Origin of the sequence: Pedococcus aerophilus (assembly GCF_039532215.1) — a bacterium.
GTDB lineage: Bacteria > Actinomycetota > Actinomycetes > Actinomycetales > Dermatophilaceae > Pedococcus > Pedococcus aerophilus.
In genome coordinates this window covers 428,028-449,774 of the sequence record NZ_BAAARN010000004.1, presented here as the reverse complement: position 1 = coordinate 449,774, position 21,747 = coordinate 428,028, and the positions used below count along the sequence as shown (strand labels likewise).

Below are 21,747 nucleotides of genomic sequence, written 5' to 3'. Positions count from 1 at the left end.
TTTCGCGTCAGCGCACGGTGATGGGCTCCCGGGCCCAACGACGGGCCGCAGCCACCTGCTCCTGGACGCGGGCGAGCTGCTCGGCGACGCGGACCGGGGCGGTGCCACCCTTGGCGTCGCGCGACGCGAGCGACCCCTCGACGCTCAGCACGTCGCGGACCCTTGGCGTGAGGTGCGGCGAGATCGCGGCGAGGTCGGCGTCGGTGAGGTCCCAGAGCTCGATGCCCCGCCCCTCGCACTCGCGCACGCACGCGCCGGCCACCTCGTGGGCGATCCGGAAGGCGACGCCCTCGCGGACGAGCCACTCGGCGATGTCGGTGGCCAACGAAAAGCCCTGCGGCGCAAGGGAGGCGAGGCGCTCGGTGTTGAACTCCATCGTCTCGACCATCCCGCTGAAAGCGGGGAGCAGGACCTCGAGCGTGTCGACCGCGTCGAAGACCGGCTCCTTGTCCTCCTGGAGGTCGCGGTTGTAGGCCAATGGCAGCGACTTGAGCGTGGTCATCAGTCCGGCGAGGTCACCGACGAGCCGACCCGCCTTGCCGCGTGCGAGCTCGGCCACGTCTGGGTTCTTCTTCTGCGGCATGATGCTCGACCCCGTGGAGTACGCGTCGTCGAGCGTGACGAACGAGAACTCCTTGGTCGCCCACAGCACGACCTCCTCGGCCAGGCGCGACACGTCCACCGCCGTCATCGCTGCCACGAAGGCCATCTCGGCCACGAAGTCGCGTGAGGCCGTGCCGTCGATGGAGTTCTCGACCGACGTCGTGAAGCCGAGGTCGGCGGCGACGGCCTCGGGGTCGAGTCCGAGCGAGGAGCCGGCCAGGGCGCCGGAGCCGTACGGCGACACCGCCGCCCGCACGTCCCAGTCCTGGAGCCGCTGGACGTCACGCAGCAGGGCCCAGGCGTGGGCCAACAGGTGGTGGGCCAGCAGGACCGGCTGGGCGTGCTGGAGGTGCGTGCGTCCGGGCATCGCGACCTCGGGGTGGCGCACCGACTGCGAGACCAGGGCGTCGACGACGTCGAGGACGAGCGCCGCGACCGAGCGGGCGTGGTCGCGCAGGTACATCCGGAAGAGCGTGGCGACCTGGTCGTTGCGCGAGCGACCGGCCCGCAGCCGCCCACCGACATCCGCCCCGGCCCGCTCGATGAGGCCGCGCTCGAGGGCCGTGTGGACGTCCTCGTCGTCCTCGGCCGGGGTGAACGCCCCCGACTCGACGTCGGCGGCCAGCTGTGCCAGCCCGGCGAGCATCGCCTCGAGGTTCGCGTCGTCGAGCAGCCCGGCCGCGTGCAGCACCCGGGCATGGGCGCGCGACCCGGCGATGTCGTAGGGCGCGAGCCGCCAGTCGAAGTGGGTCGACTTGCTCAGCGCTGCCAGCGCATCGGCCGGGCCGCCGGCGAAGCGACCGCCCCAGAGGCTCACCTTGCCCGGCTGGGCCGGCTCGGGCTGCGAGGTGGGGTGCGGGCTGTCGGGACTCACGGGTGCTCCTGGGTATGGCGTGCGGTCGGGGGTGCGTTCTGGGTGCGGTCTGGGGAACGTCGGTCGTGCGTCAGTCGGTCGTGCCGGCCAGGGCCAGCAGGTCGGAGGCCGTCCTGCGGCTCGCGTCGGTGCCGGTGGTGATGATCATGATGGTGTCGTCGCCGGCGATGGTGCCGAGCACCCCGGCCAGGGCGGCGTGGTCGATGGCGGAGGCGAGGAAGTTCGCGGCTCCCGGCGGGGTCCGCAGCACCACGAGGTTGTGCGACGGCTCGGCGGTGACGAGCAGCTCCTCGCAGACCCGGCGCAGCCGCGCGGTCAGGGCGGTGCCGTCGGGGGCCGGGCGGGCGGTGCGGTCCCCACCCTCTCCCGGCACGGCATACACGAGCGAGCGGCCGGTGCGGACCTTGACGGCGCCGAGCTCGAGCAGGTCGCGCGACAGTGTCGCCTGGGTGACCTCGATGCCGTCCTGGGCCAGCAGCGTGAGGAGGTCTCCCTGGGAGCGCACCTCGTGCCGCCCGAGCAGCTCGACGATCCGGCGCTGGCGCCCCGTGCGGGTCGCGGCGATCGTCACGCGTCCTCCAGCAGGAAGGACAGCAGGGCCTTCTGGGCGTGCAGGCGGTTCTCGGCCTCTTCCCACACGACCGACTGCGGGCCGTCGATGACGGCGGCCTCCACCTCGTGCCCTCGGTAGGCAGGCAGGCAGTGCAGGAAGATCGCGTCCCCCGCGGCCTGCGCCATGAGTGACTCGGTCACGGCGAACGGCACGAACGGGCTAGCAGCACCCTGGCGGTCGCCCTTCTGGTCCTCCATCCCCATCGACACCCACGTGTCGGTCACGACCACATCGGCGCCGGCGACGGCCTCCGCGGGGTCGGAGGTGACGACGACGGAGCCACCCTGCTGCGCCGCGATCTCTTTGGCACGGGCCAGGATCGCCCGGTCGGGCTGGTGGCTGGTGGGGGTGCCGAGGCGCACGTGCAGGCCGGCCAGGGCGCAGCCGAGGAGGTAGGAGTGCGCCATGTTGTTGGCCCCGTCGCCGACGTAGGCGAAGGTCAGGCCGGCGAGGGACCCCTTGTGCTCCAGCACCGTCAGCAGGTCGGCGAGGATCTGGCAGGGGTGGAACTCGTCGGTGAGGGCGTTCACCACGGGCACCCCCGCGTACGCCGCCATCTCCTCGATGCGCTCCTGCCCGTGGGTGCGCCAGACGATGGCCGCGGACTGCGGACCGAGGATCCGCGCGACGTCGGCGATCGACTCGCGGGTGCCGATCTGCGCGAGGTTGCCGTCCACGACCATGGGGTAGCCGCCGAGGCCGGTGATCGCGCCCGCGAACGACACCTGGGTGCGAAGGGTGGGCTTGTCGAAGACGACGGACACCACGCGTGGCCCGGCCAGCGGGGTGCGCGAGTACGGCGCGGCCTTGAGCTCCAGCGCCCGCTGCAGCACGAGGGCCTGCTCCTCGGCGGTGAGGTCGTCGTCGCGCAGGAAGTGGCGGGTCATCAGGCGTCCTTCGTGGTCGTGACGGCGTCGAGCAGCCCGGGCAGGGCGGCGACGAACAGGTCGAGCTGCTCGGTCGTGACGACCAGCGGCGGCGCGAGCCGCAGCGCGTCGGGGGCCACGGGGTTGACGATGAACCCGGCGTCCCGAGCGGCCGACGCGACCTGGACGGCCACCGGCTCGGCGAGGGTGATGGCGCGCAGGAGTCCCTTGCCCCGGACTCCGGTGATGAGTGGATGGTCCAGTGCGGCAACGGAATCCGCGAGGTGCTGGCCGGCTTCGGCGGCATGGTGCAGAAGCCCCTGCTCCTCGATGGTGTCGATGACGGCGAGCCCGGCGGCTGCGGCCAGCGGGTTGCCGCCGAACGTCGAGCCGTGCTGCCCGACGGTGAGCAGACCGGACACCTCGGGCCCGAACGTCACGAGGGCGCCGATCGGCACCCCGCCACCGAGACCCTTGGCCAGGGTGATCGCATCGGGCACGATGCCGGCCTGCTGGAACGCGAACCACGTGCCGGTGCGCCCGATCCCGGTCTGGATCTCGTCGACGACGAGCAGGGCGCCGTGGGCGGTGGTCAGCTCGCGGGCGAGCTGGAGGTAGGCGGTCGTGGCCTCGAGCACCCCTGCCTCCCCCTGGACGGCTTCGAGGACCACGGCGCCGGTCCCCGGGCCGACCGCTGCGCGCAGTGCGTCCTCGTCGCCGTACGGCACGTGGCTCACCCCGGGCATGAGGGGCGCGAAGGGCTCGCGGTAGACCGCCTTGTGCGTCAGGGCGAGGGCGCCGGTGGTGCGGCCGTGGAAGGCACCCTCGGCCGCGACGATCCCGCCACGGCCGGTGCGGCGGCTCAGCTTGATGGCCGCCTCGATGGCCTCGGCCCCCGAGTTGGCGAAGAAGACGGCGGACCCCTCGGGTGCGTCCGCGATGCCGAGGATCCGCTCGGCGAGGGCGATCTGGCCCGGCGACGTGAACAGGTTGGAGACGTGGATCGCCTCTCCCGCCTGCTTGCTGATCGCGGCCACGAGGGCCGGGTGGCCGTGGCCGAGCGCGTTGACCGCGATGCCACCGACGAGGTCGAGGTAGCGCTTGCCGTCGACGTCGTGGACCCAGCAGCCGTCCCCGTGGGACAGCACGAGCGGAGGTCGCCCGAAGACGCCGAGGACCGAGTGCTCGTACCGCTCGAGCAGCTCGTCGTTGCGCGTGGTCATCAGGCGTCGCCTTCCGTCGTTCGAGCGGGGTTGCCGTGGGTTGCGCGGGCGTCGGTGTCCGCGTCAGGCACCACCATGGTGCCGATGCCCTCGGAGGTGAAGACCTCGAGCAGCAGGGAGTGCGGCTGCCGACCGTCGATGACGTGCGCCTGGGGGACGCCGTTGTCGACGGCGCGTACGCACGCTTCGAGCTTGGGGATCATCCCCGCGTCGACCCGGCCGAGCAGGTCCCGCGCACCGCTGACCGACAGCGACGACAGCAGCGAGTCGCGGTCCGGCCAGTCGGCGTAGACGCCCTCGACGTCCGTGAGCATGACGAGCTTGTGCGCCCCCAGCGCGACGGCCAGCGCGGCCGCCGCGGTGTCGGCGTTGATGTTGAGGACCTGGCCCTCGACATCGAGGTCCGGCGCGACCGTCGAGACGACGGGGATGCGTCCGGCGTCGAGGATGTCCTGCACCGCACCGGGATTCACCGTGACGACGTCACCGACCAGGCCGAGGTCGACCTCCTCGCCGTCGACCTGGGTGCCACGGCGGCGGGCGCCGAAGAGGCCCGCGTCCTCGCCGGACAGCCCCACGGCGACCGGGCCGTGCTGGTTGAGCAGCCCGACGAGCTCACGACCGACTTGGCCGGTGAGCACCATGCGGACGACGTCCATGACCTCCGGTGTCGTGACGCGCAGGCCGCCGCGGAACTCGCTCTCGAGCCCCAGCCGGCCGAGCATCTGGGCGATTTGCGGGCCACCGCCGTGCACGACCACGGGACGCAGCCCGGCGTAGCGCAGGAAGGCGACGTCCTGGGCGAACGCGGCCTTGAGCTCGTCGTCGACCATGGCGTTGCCGCCGTACTTGACCACGACGAGCGACCCGCGGAAGCGCTCCAGCCACGGCAGCGCCTCGACGAGGGTCTGTGCCTTGCCGCGGGCCACGCGCAGGGCGGCCTTGCCGATGTGGCCACGGACGGTGCTCGTGGGTGTGCTCGTCGGGGTGCTCACCGCGGTGGGGGCGGAGCGAGTGTGGTCGGTCATGACGGTCGGTGGCCTCAGCTGGAGTAGGCGGAGTTCTCGTGGACGTAGTCGTGGGTGAGGTCGTTGGTCCACACCGTGGCCGAGGTGTCGCCGGCGTGCAGGTCGACGACCACGTGGACCTCCCGCTCGGTGAGGTCCACGAGGGAGCGGTCCTCCCCCACGCCACCGGCGCGGCAGACCTGGACCCCGTTCATGGAGACGTCGAGCGCGTGCGGGTCGAAGGCCGCGGCGGTCGTGCCCACGGCGGCGAGCACCCGCCCCCAGTTGGGGTCGTTGCCGAAGACGGCGCACTTGAACAGGTTGTTGCGGGCGATGGAGCGGGCCACCTCGAGGGCGTCCGCCTCGCTGGCGGCCGACCGGACCTCGATGGCGATGTCGTGGTGGGCACCCTCGGCGTCAGCGATGAGCTGGCGCGCCAGGCCGGCGCAGACCGCGGTGACCGCCGAGGTGAGCTCGTCCGTGGATGGCGTCCGCCCGGACGCTCCCGACGCGAGCAGCACCACGGTGTCGTTGGTGGACTGGCAGCCGTCGGAGTCGATCCGGTCGAACGTCGCCGCCGTCGCCGACCGCAGGACGCGGTCGAGGTCCTCCTCGGCGACCACGGCGTCGGTCGTGAGGACGACGAGCATCGTGGCCAGCGCGGGGGCGAGCATCCCCGCACCCTTGGCCATGCCGCCGACGGTCCACCCGTCGCGCTCGGCGACCGCCTGCTTGTGCACGGTGTCGGTGGTCTTGATCGCCATCGCCGCGTCGTCGCCGCCGTCGTCGTGCAGCGCCGCCGCCGCGGCGTCGACCCCCGCCAGCACCTTGTCCATGGGGAGCAGCTCGCCGATCAGGCCCGTCGAGCAGACGACGACGTCACCGGCAGAGACCCCGAGCACGTCGGCGACCTTCTCGGCGGTCGCGTGGGTGTCCGCGAAACCCTGAGCTCCCGTGCAGGCGTTGGCGCCCCCGGAGTTGAGCACCACCGCGTCCACCCGGCCGTCGGTCAGCACCTGCCGCGACCACGTCACCGGGGCGGCCTCCACCCGGTTGCTCGTGAAGACCGCTGCCGCGTGGTGGTCGGGACCGTCGTTGACGACGAGCGCGAGGTCGGGCGCACCGGTGCTCTTGAGGCCGGCAGCCACCCCCGAGGCGCGGAAACCAGCCGGCGTGGTGGTGCTCACGAGGAACCTCCGGAGAGCTTGGCCGGGGCCACGGTGTGGCCACCGCGGCGCCAGGTGTCGGATGCGTCGTCGGCCCGGTCGCTGTCCACGAGGATCCAGTCGGTGTCGTAGGTCGAGAGGGCGAGGATGCTGATCTTCTTGCGCGCCAACGGTTCGAGCAGCCCGGACAGGACACCGACCATCGTGAAGTCAAGCGGTCCGGCGATCTCGAACGCGGTCAGCGGTCCTTCCTTCTGGACACCGTCGGGGAGGGTGTCGAACGCCGAGACGATCGAGGTCTCGCTGTCGGTGTAGGTGATCGACGCGAGCGGACCGGTCCGCCAGTCCCAGGTCGGCTCCTCTCCGGCCGGCAGCCGGACGAACGCCACCGCCGTGTCGTGCCGCATCAGGTGCAGGGGAAGGCTCACGGGGCCACTCCCGCGGCCGGGAGACCGGTGGTCTCGGGGAGGCCGAGAGCGAGGTTCATGCACTGCACCGCTGCTCCGGCCGTCCCCTTGGTCAGGTTGTCCACCGCGGCGACGACGAGGACCCGACCGACCCGTTCGTCGACGACCACCTGCACGTGCACGCTGTTGCTGCCGATGACGCTGCCCGTCGAGGGCCAGGCACCCTGGGGCAGCACGTGGACGAAGGGCTCGGCTGCATACGCCTCCTCCCACACGCCACGGACGGCGGCGGGGTCGGCACCCTCGGCGAGCGGGGCGGTGCAGGTGGCGAGGATGCCCCGTGGCATCGGTGCCAGCGTGGGGGTGAACGAGACGGTGACGTCCTGACCGGCGGCGAGCGACAGGTTCTGCTCGATCTCCGGCGTGTGCCGGTGGGTGCCGCCCACACCGTAGGGCGACATGGCTCCCATCACCTCGGCGCCCAGCAGGTGGGGCTTGAGGGCCTTGCCCGCACCGGAGGTGCCGGAGGCCGCCACCACCACGACGTCGCGCGGCGCGAGCACGCCGGCGGCGTACCCGGGGGCGAGGGCGAGGGAGACCGCGGTCGGGTAGCACCCGGGCACCGCGACGTGGCGCTCGCCCGCGAGGGTCTCGCGCTGCCGAGCCCCACCGGCGATCGCGAGCTCCGGCATGCCGTAGGCCCAGGTGCCGGCATGGGGCGTGTCGTAGAAGGCGTCCCAGGCCGCGGCGTCGCGCAGCCGGAAGTCGGCGCCACAGTCGATGACCACCACGTCGTCGGCCAGCTGCGCGGCGAGTGCGCCGGAGTGCCCGTGCGGGAGCGCGAGGAACACCACGTCGTGCCCGGCGAGGGTCTGCGGCGTCGTCTCCTCGATGACACGGGAGGCGAGCGGCGTCAGGTGCGGGTGGACGGCGCCGAGCAGCTGCCCGGCGCTGGACGCGGCCGTGACCGCTCCGATCTCGACCTCGGGGTGCGCCAGCAGGAGCCGGAGGATCTCTCCCCCGGCGTACCCACTGGCTCCGGCGACTGCCACGCGCTGCATGTGCATGAACATACACTGCCGTGAGAGTTCATGCAGTAACGGTCTCAGCCGAGAGGGTCGTCGTCCCCCCAGGGCACCAGCGTGATCGTGCGGTCGGTCGCGTCGAGGCCACCGGAGGCGCGGTCCCGCAGTGACGCCGGGGTGTCCACCCCGGCGCGCACCATGCGCCCCGACCAGACGTCGTGCTCCCCCGCGGCCAGCGCCAGGGCGAGGGCCGTGACCTCCCCCGGGTCGGTCCACTCGGTGCGACCCTCGTGCGCCACCATCGCCTCGGTCATGTCGGTCCGGACGACGCCGGGCGCGAGGTCGAAGGCGAAGACGCCGTGGTCACGGCCGGCGAGGTCGGTGGACCCGGTGAGGCGCGCCAACGCGGTCTTGCTCGCGTTGTACGCCGAGGCGACGGCACCCGGACGGACCCCTGCTCCGCTGTTGAGGTTGATGACGCGACCGGCGCCGGCCGCCACCATGTGCGGCAGGACGGCCCGGGTGACGAGGAACGGCCCGAGGACGTTGACCTCCATGGTGCGCCACCACTCGTCCGGGTCGGCCTCGTGGATCGGCACCTCGGTGTCGATGACCCCGGCGTTGTTGACGAGGACGTCGATCCGGCCGTGACGGTCGACCACGTCGCCCACCCAGCGGTCCACCGCTTCGCGGTCCGTGACGTCGGCGACGTCGCGCGACCCCCGCGCGACGGCATACCCCGCCTGCTCGAAGGCGTCGGCGAGGTGACGGCCGATCCCGCGGGAGGCACCGGTGACGACCGCGACGGGGACCGTCACCGCTGCACCGCTCCCGTGCGCTCCGCGGCGGAGGCGACCGCCGCATCGCGCAGGCTGCTGACCTCGTCGGTGGTGAGGGTGCGCTCGGCGGCCCGGAACGTGAGCCGGTAGGCGAGCGACTTGCGTCCCTCCCCCACCTGCTCGCCACGGTAGATGTCGAACAGCTGCACCGACTCGAGCCGATCACCGGCCCCGGCCCGCAGGGCCTGCTCCACGTGGGCGGCGGGCACCGCCTCGGCGACGACGAGGGCGACGTCGGTGTGGGCCGGCGGGTAGGTCGAGAGCTCGGACGCCTGCAGCGGGACCCCCGTGGCGGCGACGAGGACGTCGACGTCCAGCTCGGCCGCCACGGTGCGGGCCGGGAGGTCGAGCGTGGAGGTCACCTTGGGGTGCAGCTCGCCCGCGTACCCCACGACGGTGCCGTCCTCCAGCGCGATCTCGGCCACCCGACCGGGGTGCCAGGGTGCACGCTCGGTGGCGGACACGACGAGGTCCAGGCCCAGGGCGCGCCCCACCGACAGCGTCCAGCTGACGGCGTCCGAGGCGTCGACCTTGCGGGCGGGGCCCCACGGCCCACCCCGCTCGGCATCGCCGGCCGCAGCCATCGCCACGTGGCGTGGCTGGTCGGGGACGGCAGCGCGGATCCGCGCCAGGGTCTCGTCGTCGGGCTTGACCTCGATGCCGGGCACCGGTGCGTTCGACGGCTCGTCGCGACCGATGGTGACGAGCCCGAGCTCGTAGACGGCGACATCGCGCTGCCCACGGGCGACGTTGCGCCGCAACGCTTCCAGCAGGGTGTCGAGGACCGACGTGCGCAGCAGCGGCAGCTCGTCGGAGAGCGGGTTGACGAGCTGCTCGGTGCGGCGCCGGACGTCCTGGGGGGCGTAGCCCAGCGAGTCGAACAACGTCGGGGCCACGAAGGGGTAGGTCAGCACCTCGACCAGGCCCTGCTGGGCGAGGGTGGTGGCGACGACCCGACGGACGCGCTGGCCGTGGGTCAGGCCGTGGCCCGCCTTCGGCGTGGGCAGCACCGACGGGATCTGGTCGTACCCGCGGACGCGGGCCACCTCCTCGACCAGGTCGGGGCCGGTCGCGAGGTCCGGGCGCCACGACGGCGGCAGCACCGAGACGGTGCGACCACGCACGTCGTCGTCCCCGGAACCGTCGTCCGTGACCTCGCAGCCGATGGCGCGCAGCGTGCCGACGACCTCGTCGTGCGGGTAGTCGAGCCCGACGTAACGCGTGGGCAGCGTCGTGTCGAAGGTGAACGCCTCACGCGAGGGTCGCTGGTCGACGTCGGTGACGCCGGGGTCGGCAGTGCCGCCCCCGTGCGTGACGAGCAGGTCGACGGCGAGCTGCGCTGCAGCAGCCGCGACCGCCGGGTCGACCCCGCGCTCGAAGCGCTTGGAGGCCTCGGTGGTGAGCTTGTGCCGCCGTGACGAGCGAGCGACGGAGATGGGGTCGAAGTGCGCAGCCTCGATGAGGACGTCGGTCGTCGACGAGGTGACCTCCGAGGACTCGCCACCCATCACGCCGGCGATGGCCAGGGGTCGGTCGTTGCCGTCCACGATGAGCAGGTCCTGCGGGTCCAGCACCCGTGCGACGTCGTCGAGGGTGGTGAGCTTCTCCCCCGGCCGCGCCCGGCGCGTGCCCACCCCACCGGAGAGGGTGGACAGGTCGAACGCGTGCAGCGGCTGGCCGAGCAGCATCATGACGTAGTTGGTGACGTCGACGGCCAACGAGATGGGCCGCATGCCCAGCTGCGTCAGGCGCTTGGTCATCCACTGCGGCGATGCTGCGTTCGTGTCGACGCCGCGCACGATGCGCGCGACGTAGCGGTCGCACCCGGGGACACCGTCGACCGGGGCCCCGTCGGTGACCGACACGGCATACCCCTCGTCGTTGGCGGACGCCACGTCGAGGTCGGCCGGGTCACGGAAGGTGCCGCCGGTGGACAGGGCGTACTCGCGGCCGATGCCGCGCATCGAGAAGCAGTACCCACGGTCCGGGGTGACGTTGACCTCGACGACCTCGTCGGCCAGCCCGAGCAGCTCGATCGCGTCGTCACCGGGGGTCAGGTCTTCCGCGGCTTCCGGGCCCAGCAGCTGCGACAGCACGATGATGCCGTCGTGGTCCTCGCCGAGTCCGAGCTCGAGGGCCGAGCAGATCATGCCGTTGGAGACGTGGCCGTAGGTCTTGCGGGCCGAGATCTCGAACCCGCCCGGCAGCACTCCCCCGGGCAGGACGCAGACGACGAGGTCGCCCACGCCGAAGTTGTGCGCGCCGCAGACGATCTCCTGGGCCTTGCCCTCGGTGACCCGCTGGCCGTGGTCGCCCACGTCGACGGTGCACCAGTTGATCGTCTTGCCGTTCTTCTGTGGCTCGGGCTCGACCGACAGGACGCGGCCGACGACGATGGGGCCGCGGATGTCGCCACCGCTCAGCCCCTCCTCCTCGAGCCCGACCTTGACGAGGGCAGCCGCGATGTCGGCACCGGTGGCGTCGGCGGGCACGTCGGCCAGCTCACGAAGCCAGGACACGGGCGCGTGCATCAGATCTCCATTCCGAACTGGCGGGAGAAGCGGACGTCTCCCTCGACGATGTCGTGCATGTCCCCCACGCCGTGGCGCAGCATGAGCGACCGCTCGATGCCGAGCCCGAACGCGAACCCCGAGTAGCGCTCCGGGTCGATCCCGGCCGCACGCAGCACGCGCTGGTTGACCATGCCGCAACCGCCCAGCTCGATCCACCCGGTGCCCCCGCAGGTGCGGCAGGACGAGTCCTGACCACCGCAGATCCAGCACTGGCAGTCGATCTCGGCGCTCGGCTCGGTGAAGGGGAAGTAGTTGGGGCGCAGCCGCGTGACGATGCCGTCGCCGAACAGGCGCTGCACGAACGCGTCGAGCGCTCCCCGCAGGTGCGCCATGGTGATGCCCTCGTCGACGACCAGCCCCTCGAACTGGTGGAACACCGGCGTGTGCGTGGCGTCGAGGTCGTCGGTGCGGAACACCTTGCCCGGGCACAGCACGTAGATGGGCGGCTCTCGGTCGAGCATCGTGCGGATCTGCACCGGCGAGGTGTGCGTGCGCAGCACGAGGCCGCTGCCGGCCGGGGCGACGAAGAACGTGTCGGCCTCACCGCGGGCCGGGTGGTCCGGGGACAGGTTGAGGGCGTCGAAGTTCAGCCACTCCGACTCGACCTCGGGCCCCTCGGCGATCTCCCAGCCCATGGCCACGAAGATGTCCTCGATCCGCTCGGACACGAGGCTGATCGGGTGCCGGGCGCCGATCGGGCGCCGCGGGGCGCGCACGGTGAGGTCGACGGTCTCGTCGACGAGGATCCGCCCGTCGCGCTCGGCCTCGAGCTCGGCCTGGCGGGCGGTGAGCGCCTGGCCGACCCGGCCACGGGCCTGCCCGACGCGCTTGCCGGCCTCGGCCTTGGCACTCGGCGGCAGCGCACCGATCTCGCGGTTCGCCAGCGCCAGCGGGCTCTTCTCGCCCTGGTGCGCGAGACGGGCGGCCTTGAGCGCGTCCAGCGAGTCGGCCGCGGTGATCGCGGCCACGGCGTCGGCGACGGCCTGGTCGATCAGCGCGGGGTCCAGCGCGGCGACCTCGACGGGGTCGTACTGCTTGTTGGGTCCTGACATGCCACTTCCTCTGTCGGCGCAGCCTCGGGGGCTCTCCACCCGTGGGCGCGCGCGGCTCGGCGCCCGGGGCGGGCCCACCGAGTCTAGGGGCGCACGAGCGCGCCCTCGGTGGTGGGTTGGGGGCTGGGACCAGCCTTCGGAGCAGGCGGGACCGGCGCGGGGCGGGACGTCGGCCCGGTGGTGGCCACACCGCATACGGGTATGGCGCGGAGCCGACGCGCGCGGGACGGGAACCGTCCGCGGTGGGCGCCCTCAGCGCAGTCGTGCGACCGCGTCCGAAGGCACGGTAAATCGCTCGGCGAGGCGGGTCATGCCCCCAGCCTCACCGACCGGGCCCGGCGGGCGCAAGCAGGTTCTGACCCGGGACGACGCAGACGGGTGGTGCACACCGACACCGGGCCAACGCCGACTCAGGCGAGGTAGTCCGGCGGCTCCGACGGCAGGCTGAGGCGGAACTGGGCGCCACCACCCGCCGCCGACTCGACCTGGACCTGGCCGCCGTGGGCCTCGACGAGACCCTTGACGACGTAGAGGCCCAGCCCCGTGCTGCCGCGGCTCGCGCCGTGCCAGAACCGGCTGAAGACGATGTCGCGGTGGTCGTCCGGGATGCCCTTGCCCTGGTCGCTGACGACGAGGTCGATGCCCTGCCGGTGGTGCCCCTTGGACTCCAGCAGCTCCTGGGCGTCGCCGCAGGCCTTGCTCGCCGCGAGGGTGACGACGCCGTCGCCGTGGCGGAACGCGTTCTCGATGAGGTTGGACAAGATCTGGTCGAGCCGGTCGGGGTCGGCCCACACCTCGGGCAGGTCCTGCGGCACGTCGACGGCGAACCTCTCGCGGTCCTGGCCGGAGGCTACCGCGCGCTCGACGTGGCGGCCGTAGACGGCGGCGACGTCGACCGGCTGGGGACGGATCTGGAGGCGACCGGCGTCGATGCGCGAGATGTCGAGCAGCTCGGTGATGAGCCGCGTGACGCGATCCGCGTCGGCCTCGATCGTCTCGATCATGAGGCGCTTCTGGTCGTCGGTGAACCGGTCCCACCGGCGCAGCAGCGTCGAGGAGAACCCCTTCACCGAGGTCAACGGCGACCGCAGCTCGTGCGCCACCGTCGAGATCAGCGCGGCGTGGTCGGCCTCGAGGCGGCGACGCGCCTCGGCGTCACGGACCATCACGATGACGCGGTTGACGGGCTGGTTGCGGGCAGGGCGCAGGTACTTCGCCGTGACCAGCACCTCGAGGCCGCCCTCGAGCATGAGGAACTTCTCGCGGTGACCCGTGCGGATGTTGAGTCCGCGCCAGGGGTCGGTGACCTCCCACCAGTCGGTGCCGTCGCTGTCGCGCAGCGTCAGCGCCTCGCGGATGTCTCGCCCGACGAGGTCGCGGGGCTTCATGCCCAGCACCTGCACGGCACGACGGTTGAGGAAGCTGATCCGCGCGTCGGCCTCGGCGGCGATCATCCCGTCGGGGAGCAGCTCGCTGGCCATGGCGGCCCGCTCGGGGTCGAGGATGGCACCTGGCCGGTAGTCCATGCCGGGAACCCTAGCCCCTCTGTGCCGCTGCGGAGGCGTAGACACAGACCGTCGCGGCCATGGCGAGGTTGAGCGACTCGGCCGCTCCGTAGATCGGCACGCGGACGACTTCGTCGCACTGCGCCCGGACCTCCTCCTCGAGACCCCAGGCCTCGTTGCCCATGACCCAGGCGTGCGCCGGACCGAGGTCGACCTCGGGCAGCAGGACCGTGCCGGCTCCGTCGGCCGCGAGGACGCGGATCCCCGCCTCGCGCAGCCGGGCGATGGTGGCCTCCACCGGCAGGCCCGTGACGACGGGCAGGTGGAACAGCGACCCGGCGGTGGACCGCACCACCTTGGGCGCCAGGACGTCCACGGACGCATCGCTCACGAGGACGGCGTCGGCCCCGGCGGCGTCGGCGCCACGGATCACGGTGCCGGCGTTGCCGGGGTCCCGGACGTGGGTCAGCAGGACGAGCAGCCGGGGAGACGCGGCGAGGACCTCGTCCAGGGAGGCGGACGGGACCCGGCAGACCGCGGCCAGGCCCTGCGGTGTGGGGGTCTCGCTCATGGCGGCGAGGACGTCCTCGCTCACCTCGTGGACGTGCAGGTCGGCGGCGGCCGCGGCGTCCACGACCTCGCCGTAGCGCTGCGCGGCGTCGGCGGTGAGGTAGAGGTCGACGACCAGCTCGGGCTGGTGGCGGACGACCTCGCGGACGGACTGCGGCCCCTCGACGAGGAACCGACCGGTCCGTTCACGCACCGAGCGCCGGGACAGTGCCCTGACCGACTTGACCCGGTCCGACCTGATGTTGGTCAGCGGGGTGTTCGGCGGGGGCATGTCCCGGCGCTCGGGTGGAGTGCGGTGACGCGCTGGATCAGGCGTTCGCGGTCTCGGCCACGGCCGGGACGTTCGCGCGCGAGATCTCGACGAGGGCGGCGAAGGCAGCCTCGTCGTTGACGGCCAGCTCGGCCAGCATGCGACGGTCGACCTCGATCTCAGCAGCCTTGAGGCCCTGGATGAAGCGGTTGTACGTCATGCCGTTGGCGCGGGCGCCGGCGTTGATGCGCTGGATCCACAGGCGACGGAAGTCGCCCTTCTTGGCGCGACGGTCACGGTAGGCGTAACCGAGGCTGTGGGTGACCTGCTCCTTGGCCTTGCGGTAGAGGCGCGAACGCTGTCCGCGGTAACCGCTGGCGCGCTCGAGGACGACCCGGCGCTTCTTCTGGGCGTTGACTGCCCGCTTCACGCGTGCCACGTGAGTTCTCCTTGCTGTCTAACTGTCGTGCGAGGCTGCTGTGCTGAGCCCGGCCAAACAATGGGGTGGGTGGGGCTCGGCTCAGCGGCCGAGGAGCTTCTTGACCTTCTTGGAGTCCGGCTTGGACACCTCGACGTCGTTCGCGATCGAGCGCGTGAAGCGGGAGGACTTGTGCTCGAGGAGGTGGCGACCGCCGGCCTGCTCGCGCATGACCTTGCCCGTGCCGGTGATCCGGAAGCGCTTCTTCGCACCGGAGTGCGTCTTCATCTTCGGCATGAGGCCGATCTCCTTGCTGTTGGTGTGACCGTGTCGTTCGTGCAGCTGTGTTCGTGCAGGTGGTGCAGGGGTGGAACCGGCTCAGGTGGCCGGCTCGGTGGTCTCCGCCTCGGGGGCGGTGGGCTCGGCGGCCGTCTCGGTGGAGACGTCCTGCGGCTGCTCGGCGGCCTCGGCTGCCGGCGCTGCAGTCCGGGCGCGGCGCTGCTCTGCCATCGCCTCGGACTTCTTCTTCGTCGGACCTAGCACCATGATCATGTTGCGGCCGTCCTGCTTGGGGGCCGACTCGACCGTGCCCAGCTCGATGACGTCCTCGGCGAGGCGCTGCAGCAGGCGGAAGCCCAGCTCGGGCCGCGACTGCTCGCGACCGCGGAACATGATCGTCACCTTGACCTTGTCGCCGCCCTTGAGGAACCGCTCGACGTGGCCCTTCTTGGTGCCGTAGTCGTGCGGGTCGATCTTCGGGCGGAGCTTGATCTCCTTGATGACCGTGTTGACCTGGTTCTTGCGCGCTTCGCGCGCCTTCAGGGCCGCTTCGTACTTGAACTTGCCGAAGTCCATGAGCTTGGCGACCGGGGGCTTCGCCATCGGGGCCACCTCGACGAGGTCGAGGTCAGCCTCGGCGGCGAGCCGCAGCGCGTCCTCGACGCGCACGATGCCGACCTGTTCTCCGTTGGGGCCAACCAACCGCACTTCCGGGACCCGGATGCGGTCGTTGATGCGAGGCTCGCTGATGGTGGTGCTCCTTCGGTCAGGGAATCGTTCGACCACACCCAACGAGAAGAGGCTCCCCGCCGCTGTCGCGCGAGAAGCCTCACCAGTTCCGTCACGGGTCCCCCGAGGGTGCGTATGGTGCATGGCTGGCGCCCGCGACACACGTCTCGGTGACCCGTTGGACCCGGCGACCGAAGTGGTCGACGCGGGTGGAAGCAGGTGCTGCTTCTCTTGCACACCGCGCCCACCTGTGCGGTCACCGTCGGAACGATCCTCGGGCGACCCCGTGGTGGTCACGGCCGGTCGATCTGCAAGGCTACCAGCGTGAGCACGGAATCTCCCAATCCCCACCCGACCACCTCCCGCTACGCCGACCCGGCCACCGGCTCGAGCACCGATTCGAGCAGCGGCTCGAGCGCCGACGGGCCCGACCGGGTGGCGCAGCAGACCCGCGACATCTCCGAGGTGCCGGCGGTCGAGGTGATCACGACGGCGGCGATCCACCTGATGAGTGCCGCCGCGGTGAAGTGCGGCCTGGCCGAGGGGCCCGAGGCGGCCGACCACCTCGACCTCGACGAGGCCCGCCGCCTCATCAACGCGCTCGCCGGGCTCATCACGGCCTCGGCCCCCGACCTCGGGAGCCAGCACGCCGCGCCACTGCGGGACGGCCTCAAGTCGCTCCAGCTGGCCTTCCGCGAGGCCTCGGTCATCCCCGACGCCCCCGGTCAGGGCCCCGGCGAGAAGCTCACCGGCTCCGTCGTCTGAGTCAGACGGTCGCGGCGGCGCGGTCCTGCTCGTCGGAGCGGCGCGCCCGGTCCGCCCGATCCGCTCGCCCGGCCCGGTGACGACGGGCCCGGCCCGACGTGGCCACGGCCCCGACCAGGGCGATGACGAGGCCGGCTGCGGCGACCACGAGGAACCCAGCTCCCCACCCGACGTGGTCGATGGCGACGCCCGCCAGGGGCGCACCCATGGCGCCGCCGGCCGTCATGAAGGAGCCGTGCCACCCCATCGCCTCGCCGCGGGCGTCCGCGGGCACCACTCGGCTGGCCTGGTCGACGGTCGCCGTGATGGTGGGCGCACAGAACAGCCCGGCGACGAACCCGAGGACGGCCAGGGACGGAGTCCCGGAGGCGAGCGCCATCGGGGCGGTCACCAGCGCCAGGCCACCGAGCAGCCAGAACGCGGAGATGGACCTGTGGAGCCCGCCGTAGACGACCCCACCGACGAGCGAGCCGAGACCCCAGACCGCCAGGACCCAGCCGATCGCCTCGGGAGAGTCGAAGTCACGCAGCGCCGCGACGAACGCGATGTCGGAGCCCCCGAGCACGAGGGTGGCTGCGCTGGCGCCGAGGCAGATCGCGATGAACTGCGGTCTCAGCCACGACGACCGCGGCACGGACGCCGCTGCCGCGACGGCCACGCCCTGGTCGTCGACCTCGCGGGGGACGTCCTCGCGGATCACCGGGTTGGCCACCCAGAGCAGGATGCCCGCGGCGACGCCGAGCATCTGGATGGAGAACAGCACCCAGGTCGTGGGCCAGACCGTCGCGGCCCACACCCCGAGGGCGGGCCCCACCATGAAGGACAGCTCCACGGCCACCGAGTCCAGCGAGATCGCGGTGCGCCGGTCCTCCTCGGGGACGGCGACGATGATCGCCTGCCGGATGATCGAGAACGCCGGGATGACGAACAGGCCCGCGACCGAGGCCAGCACGAGCAGCGGCCAGTACGACACGAACGGTGCGATCGACCAGCAGACGGCCGCGACCACGATCGAGGGCACGACGACCCGGCGAAGACCCATCCGGTCGAGCAGCCTGCCACGCCACGGACCGCTCACGGCGATGGCGATCGTCGCCGCGGCCGAGACGAGGCCGGCGGCGGCATACGGCCGGTCGAGGGCCGACACGACGTGGAGGGTGAGGACGATCCCGCCGGCGAACACCGGCATGCGCACGAGGAACCCCAGCAGGAGCGCCCGTCGGAGGGCGGGGCTGGCGAGGACGCGGCGGTAGCGGTGGAGCACTCCCCCACTGTCGCAGCCGCGACCGACACCGGCCAAACGGGTTTCGCCCCTGACCCGGCGGGGTAGGCAGCGACGACGGATCGAGACCGGGTCGCTCCCGCAGATGCGGAGGTCGTCCTGATCCGCGAGGGTGGAAGCAGGCTCCGCGCCACCCGAACCCGACCGGCGAAGCACGAACCAGACCGCACCCGAACGAACTCGAACGAACCCGAGGAGCACCATGACTGCCCAGCACACCGGCGAGTCCATCCAGACCGCCCCGTCCGACGAGGCCAAGCTCGGTTCCCACACCGACAACGGCGCACCGGCCCCCAGCGACCGCAACTCCCTGACCCTCGGCGCCGACGGCCCGATCCTGCTGCACGACGTGCACTTCCTGAACCAGATGGCGCACTTCAACCGCGAGCGCGTGCCGGAGCGCAACGTCCACGCCAAGGGCTCGGGCGCCTTCGGCACCTTCGAGGCCACCGAGGACGTCTCGAAGTACACCAAGGCCGCGTTGTTCCAGAAGGGCTCGACCGTCGAGATGCTCGCGCGCTTCTCCACCGTCGCCGGTGAGCAGGGCTCCCCCGACACCTGGCGCGACCCGCGCGGCTTCGCGCTGAAGTTCTACACGCCCGAGGGCAACTACGACCTCGTCGGCAACAACACCCCGGTGTTCTTCATCCGCGACACGATGAAGTTCCCGCACTTCATCCGCAGCCAGAAGCGTCTCGGCGGCTCCGGCCTGCGCGACAACCACATGCAGTGGGACTTCTGGAGCCTCAACCCCGAGTCGGCCCACCAGGTCACCTACCTCATGGGCGACCGTGGCATCCCGAAGACGTTCCGCCACATGAACGGCTACGGCTCGCACACGTTCCTCTGGATCAACGAGGCCGGCGAGAAGCACTGGGTGAAGTACCACTTCCACAGCAACCAGGGCGTCGAGGGCCTGACCGGCGAGGAGGCCACCCGGATCGCCGGGCAGGACGCCGACCACCACCGCCGCGACCTCTGGGACGCGATCGAGGCCGGCGACTTCCCGAGCTGGACGCTGTCCATCCAGGCGATGCCCTACGAGGACGCCAAGACCTACCGCTTCAACCCGTTCGACCTGACCAAGGTGTGGCCGCACAGCGACTACCCCCTCATCAAGGTCGGCACGATGACCCTGAACAAGAACCCCGACAACTTCTTCGCCCAGATCGAGCAGGCGGCCTTCGAGCCGTCCGCCGTCGTCCCGGGCATCGGGTTCTCCCCCGACAAGATGCTGCTCGGCCGGGCCTTCGCCTACTCCGACACCCACCGCTACCGCATCGGCGCCAACTACCTCCAGCTGCCCGTCAACCGTCCCCGCGTGGAGAACCTCAACACGTACACCCAGGACGGTGCGATGGCGTTCGAGCACCGCGGTGACGCCCCGGTCTACGCCCCGAACAGCCAGGGCCGCGGCTACGCCGACCAGGTCGGCGAGGTCGAGGACAGCTGGGAGGCCGACGGCGCCATGGTGCGCCAGGCCTACACGCTGCGTGCCGAGGACGACGACTTCGGCCAGGCCGGCACGCTGGTCCGCGAGGTCTGGGACGACGCGCAGCGCGAGTCGTTCGTCGAGACCGTTGCGGGTCACCTGCTCGGTGGCGTGAAGTCGCCGGTGCTCGAGAAGGCGTTCGACTACTGGAAGAACGTCGACGCCGACACGGGCAAGCAGATCGAGGAGCTCGTCCGCGCCGGGCTCGGGGGCGACAACCCCGGGGGCATGGCCGACGACGCCAAGGTCGTCGAGGACCCGATCGTGGAGACGAACACGCAGGCCGCGAACTAACCCTCCGGACTGGTCACACCACCACTGCCGCGTGCCCCCGCAACCGCCGGGGGCACGCGGCATACCGTTGTCGTCGTGACGATCTACCACCTCGCCGAGCCCGCCCACTGGGCCAAGGCCCAGGACTCCGGCAGCTACACGCAATCGACCCGCGGTCGGACGCTGGAGCAGGAGGGGTTCATCCACTGTTCGTCGGCCCAGCAGTGGCCGGTGGTCCGACGCAGCTTCTACGCGGGCGTGCCAGAACCGTTGCTGCTGCTGGAGATCGACGAGGACCGCCTCACCGAGCCTCCTGTCGTCGAGGTCGGCAACCCGGTCACCGGGGAGACCTTCCCCCACCTGTATGCCGCGCTGCCCACCTCAGCGGTGGTGCGGGTCACCGAGCTCCACCCGCCGCACGACGGGTCCGGCACCCCGTCGTCCGTCAGCTGATCGAGAACGCCAACCCGTCGATGCGCGCGCGGATCTCGCCGTCGGTCGCGAGGCGCTCGCCGATGGCGGTTGCCACGGCCTGGACCCGCTCGGCCGGGAGGCCCGGGACGAGGGTCAGCGCCACCCGCAGGACGCCCTCGCCGGGGTCGCCGGCTGACAACTCGTGACCCAGGACGTCGGGCTGGTCGTGCAGAGCGTCGGCCACCGCTGCGGCGACCTGCGGGTCCTCGTGGGCCGGCAGCCACTCGCGCTGCTGGGCCAGCGCCCAGACCATGCTCGGGCGCAGGGCCAAAGGCTGCTGGCCGGCGACGTCTACGACGATGACGTCGCAGCGCTCGCTCACCGCGGCCTGGGCCGCACGGGCAGCGGTGACCGGCACCGGACGGGCTGCTGCGTCCCACGCGGCGATGGCGTCCATGGACGTGAAGACCGGGAGCGCGCGGGCACCGTCCGGGGCGACGAGGGTGACCGCGGCCATGTCGGTCTGCTTCTCGACGAGGTGGTCGCCGCTGTCGTCCACCGAGACGGGTTCGGCGACGATCGGGACGAGCAGCCGGGCCGCGGCGACTGCGGCCATGAGTGCCCGCTCGTCCCCGGGGTCGGCGAGGGCCGCGAGCAGGGTCGGGTCGGCGGCGCCGGTGTCGCCGTCGAAGCCCGTCCCGGTGAGCTCGCGCCCGCCGAACGGGATCCCGGCGGAGTCGTGACCGGCCCCGGGCGTGGACCCGGTCCCCGGCGTGGACCCGGTCACGGGCGACCCGCCACGTCGAGGGCGTCGGGCAGTGTGAACGCACCGCGGTAGAGCGCCGACCCGACGATCGCGCCCTCCACACCCTCGGCGACCAGGCCACGGATGGCCTCGATGTCGGCCAGCGTCGAGACGCCACCGGAGGCGACGACGGGGCGGTCGGTGCGGGCGCAGACGTCGCGCAGCAGCTCGAGGTTCGGGCCCTTGAGCATGCCGTCCTTGTTGACGTCGGTGACGACGTAGCGCGCGCACCCCTCGCGGTCGAGCCGCTCGAGGGTCTCCCACAGGTCGCCGCCCTCCTGGGTCCAGCCGCGGGCGGCCAGGGTCGTGCCGCGGACGTCGAGGCCGACGGCGATCCGGTCACCGTGCTCGGCGATCGCCGAGGCGGTCCACTCCGGGTCCTCCAGCGCCGCCGTCCCGAGGTTGACCCGACGGCATCCCGTGGCCAGCGCGGCCTCCAGCGACGACGCGTCACGGATGCCGCCGCTCATCTCGACCTTGATGTCGAGGCGACCGACGATGTCCGCGAGCAGCTCGCGGTTGGTCCCGCGCCCGAATGCCGCGTCGAGGTCGACGAGGTGCAGCCACTCGGCCCCCTGCTCCTGCCACGCCAGGGCCGCCTCCCACGGGTCGCCGAACTGCCCCCCGGTGCCGGCCACCCCCTGCACGAGCTGGACGGCCTGGCCGTCGGCGACGTCGACGGCGGGCAGGAGTTCGAGGCGGGGCGTGGTCATGCGG

Annotated in this window: 22 protein-coding genes; 3 read left to right on the top strand and 19 right to left on the bottom strand. The window is 72.1% G+C overall.

The genetic code is table 11. The features are described from left to right. Nucleotides 1-7 precede the first annotated feature (7 nt). The 16 genes from argH to infC form a co-directional block, all read right to left on the bottom strand. Nucleotides 8-1,477 (bottom strand): argininosuccinate lyase, encoded by a 1,470-nt coding sequence (gene argH, locus ABD286_RS16645; RefSeq protein ID WP_344195482.1) that lies wholly within the window; start codon nt 1,475-1,477, stop codon nt 8-10. A gap of 70 nt (nt 1,478-1,547) precedes the next feature. Further along, a complete protein-coding gene (locus ABD286_RS16640; RefSeq protein ID WP_344195480.1) occupies nt 1,548-2,048 on the bottom strand; it encodes an arginine repressor in 501 nt (166 codons plus the stop codon). Further along, the gene (gene argF / locus ABD286_RS16635) at nt 2,045-2,977 is read right to left on the bottom strand and encodes an ornithine carbamoyltransferase (protein WP_344195478.1); all 933 of its coding nucleotides are present in this window, start codon (nt 2,975-2,977) and stop codon (nt 2,045-2,047) included. Before argF ends, ABD286_RS16640 begins: the two co-directional genes overlap by 4 nt. Then, nucleotides 2,977-4,179 carry an acetylornithine transaminase gene (locus ABD286_RS16630; protein WP_344195476.1) on the bottom strand — a complete coding sequence of 401 codons (1,203 nt, stop codon included), beginning with the start codon at nt 4,177-4,179 and terminating at the stop codon, nt 2,977-2,979. The genes argF and ABD286_RS16630 overlap by 1 nt, the downstream gene beginning before the upstream one ends. Further along, entirely contained in the window at nt 4,179-5,207 is a 1,029-nt protein-coding gene (gene argB, locus ABD286_RS16625; RefSeq protein ID WP_344195475.1) for an acetylglutamate kinase, read from the bottom strand. The genes ABD286_RS16630 and argB overlap by 1 nt, the downstream gene beginning before the upstream one ends. Nucleotides 5,208-5,221: 14 nt before the next feature. After that, the gene (argJ, locus tag ABD286_RS16620; protein WP_344195473.1) at nt 5,222-6,373 is read right to left on the bottom strand and encodes a bifunctional glutamate N-acetyltransferase/amino-acid acetyltransferase ArgJ; all 1,152 of its coding nucleotides are present in this window, start codon (nt 6,371-6,373) and stop codon (nt 5,222-5,224) included. Then, nucleotides 6,370-6,780: an ACT domain-containing protein gene (locus ABD286_RS16615; protein ID WP_344195471.1), complete on the bottom strand. Its 411-nt coding sequence runs from the start codon at nt 6,778-6,780 to the stop codon at nt 6,370-6,372. The genes argJ and ABD286_RS16615 overlap by 4 nt, the downstream gene beginning before the upstream one ends. Beyond that, a complete protein-coding gene (argC, locus tag ABD286_RS16610; RefSeq protein WP_344195469.1) occupies nt 6,777-7,820 on the bottom strand; it encodes an N-acetyl-gamma-glutamyl-phosphate reductase in 1,044 nt (347 codons plus the stop codon). The genes ABD286_RS16615 and argC overlap by 4 nt, the downstream gene beginning before the upstream one ends. Before the next feature lie 44 nt (nt 7,821-7,864). Next, nucleotides 7,865-8,602: an SDR family oxidoreductase gene (locus tag ABD286_RS16605; protein ID WP_344195467.1), complete on the bottom strand. Its 738-nt coding sequence runs from the start codon at nt 8,600-8,602 to the stop codon at nt 7,865-7,867. After that, nucleotides 8,599-11,154 carry a phenylalanine--tRNA ligase subunit beta gene (pheT, locus tag ABD286_RS16600; protein WP_344195465.1) on the bottom strand — a complete coding sequence of 852 codons (2,556 nt, stop codon included), beginning with the start codon at nt 11,152-11,154 and terminating at the stop codon, nt 8,599-8,601. The genes ABD286_RS16605 and pheT overlap by 4 nt, the downstream gene beginning before the upstream one ends. Next, nucleotides 11,154-12,248: a phenylalanine--tRNA ligase subunit alpha gene (gene pheS / locus ABD286_RS16595; RefSeq protein WP_344195463.1), complete on the bottom strand. Its 1,095-nt coding sequence runs from the start codon at nt 12,246-12,248 to the stop codon at nt 11,154-11,156. The genes pheT and pheS overlap by 1 nt, the downstream gene beginning before the upstream one ends. Before the next feature lie 410 nt (nt 12,249-12,658). Next, the gene (locus ABD286_RS16590; RefSeq protein WP_344195461.1) at nt 12,659-13,774 is read right to left on the bottom strand and encodes a PAS domain-containing sensor histidine kinase; all 1,116 of its coding nucleotides are present in this window, start codon (nt 13,772-13,774) and stop codon (nt 12,659-12,661) included. Nucleotides 13,775-13,784: 10 nt separating this feature from the next. Beyond that, the gene (locus ABD286_RS16585; RefSeq protein WP_344195459.1) at nt 13,785-14,594 is read right to left on the bottom strand and encodes a TrmH family RNA methyltransferase; all 810 of its coding nucleotides are present in this window, start codon (nt 14,592-14,594) and stop codon (nt 13,785-13,787) included. A 37-nt stretch (nt 14,595-14,631) separates the two neighbouring features. Continuing rightward, nucleotides 14,632-15,012 (bottom strand): 50S ribosomal protein L20, encoded by a 381-nt coding sequence (gene rplT, locus ABD286_RS16580; RefSeq protein ID WP_056917512.1) that lies wholly within the window; start codon nt 15,010-15,012, stop codon nt 14,632-14,634. 81 nt (nt 15,013-15,093) lie between these two features. Further along, nucleotides 15,094-15,288 (bottom strand): 50S ribosomal protein L35, encoded by a 195-nt coding sequence (gene rpmI / locus ABD286_RS16575; protein ID WP_056917513.1) that lies wholly within the window; start codon nt 15,286-15,288, stop codon nt 15,094-15,096. A gap of 81 nt (nt 15,289-15,369) precedes the next feature. Continuing rightward, nucleotides 15,370-15,978, bottom strand: coding sequence for a translation initiation factor IF-3 (gene infC / locus ABD286_RS16570; RefSeq protein ID WP_425565409.1), 609 nt, complete (start codon nt 15,976-15,978; stop codon nt 15,370-15,372). 456 nt (nt 15,979-16,434) lie between these two features. Here infC and ABD286_RS16565 point away from each other — a divergent pair, with 456 nt between their 5' ends. Then, complete coding sequence (locus ABD286_RS16565) at nt 16,435-16,764, top strand: DUF1844 domain-containing protein (protein ID WP_344195524.1); 330 nt, start codon at nt 16,435-16,437, stop codon at nt 16,762-16,764. 1 nt (nt 16,765) lies between these two features. Here the strand turns inward: ABD286_RS16565 and ABD286_RS16560 are convergent, their stop codons facing one another. Then, a complete protein-coding gene (locus ABD286_RS16560; protein ID WP_344195456.1) occupies nt 16,766-18,028 on the bottom strand; it encodes an MFS transporter in 1,263 nt (420 codons plus the stop codon). Nucleotides 18,029-18,248: 220 nt separating this feature from the next. On the opposite strand from ABD286_RS16560, the gene ABD286_RS16555 reads away from it, so the two are divergent. Continuing rightward, a complete protein-coding gene (locus ABD286_RS16555) occupies nt 18,249-19,832 on the top strand; it encodes a catalase (RefSeq protein ID WP_344195454.1) in 1,584 nt (527 codons plus the stop codon). Nucleotides 19,833-19,907: 75 nt separating this feature from the next. Further along, the gene (locus tag ABD286_RS16550; protein ID WP_344195452.1) at nt 19,908-20,264 is read left to right on the top strand and encodes a DUF952 domain-containing protein; all 357 of its coding nucleotides are present in this window, start codon (nt 19,908-19,910) and stop codon (nt 20,262-20,264) included. Here ABD286_RS16550 and ABD286_RS16545 read toward each other — a convergent pair. Both ABD286_RS16545 and priA read right to left on the bottom strand, forming a co-directional pair. Beyond that, a complete protein-coding gene (locus ABD286_RS16545; RefSeq protein WP_344195450.1) occupies nt 20,257-21,012 on the bottom strand; it encodes an SseB family protein in 756 nt (251 codons plus the stop codon). The two genes, ABD286_RS16550 and ABD286_RS16545, sit on opposite strands and share 8 nt — an antisense overlap. Beyond that, nucleotides 21,009-21,743, bottom strand: a complete 735-nt coding sequence (gene priA / locus ABD286_RS16540) for a bifunctional 1-(5-phosphoribosyl)-5-((5-phosphoribosylamino)methylideneamino)imidazole-4-carboxamide isomerase/phosphoribosylanthranilate isomerase PriA (RefSeq protein WP_344195448.1) — start codon at nt 21,741-21,743, stop codon at nt 21,009-21,011. The genes ABD286_RS16545 and priA overlap by 4 nt, the downstream gene beginning before the upstream one ends. Between the last annotated feature and the right edge of the window lie 4 nt (nt 21,744-21,747).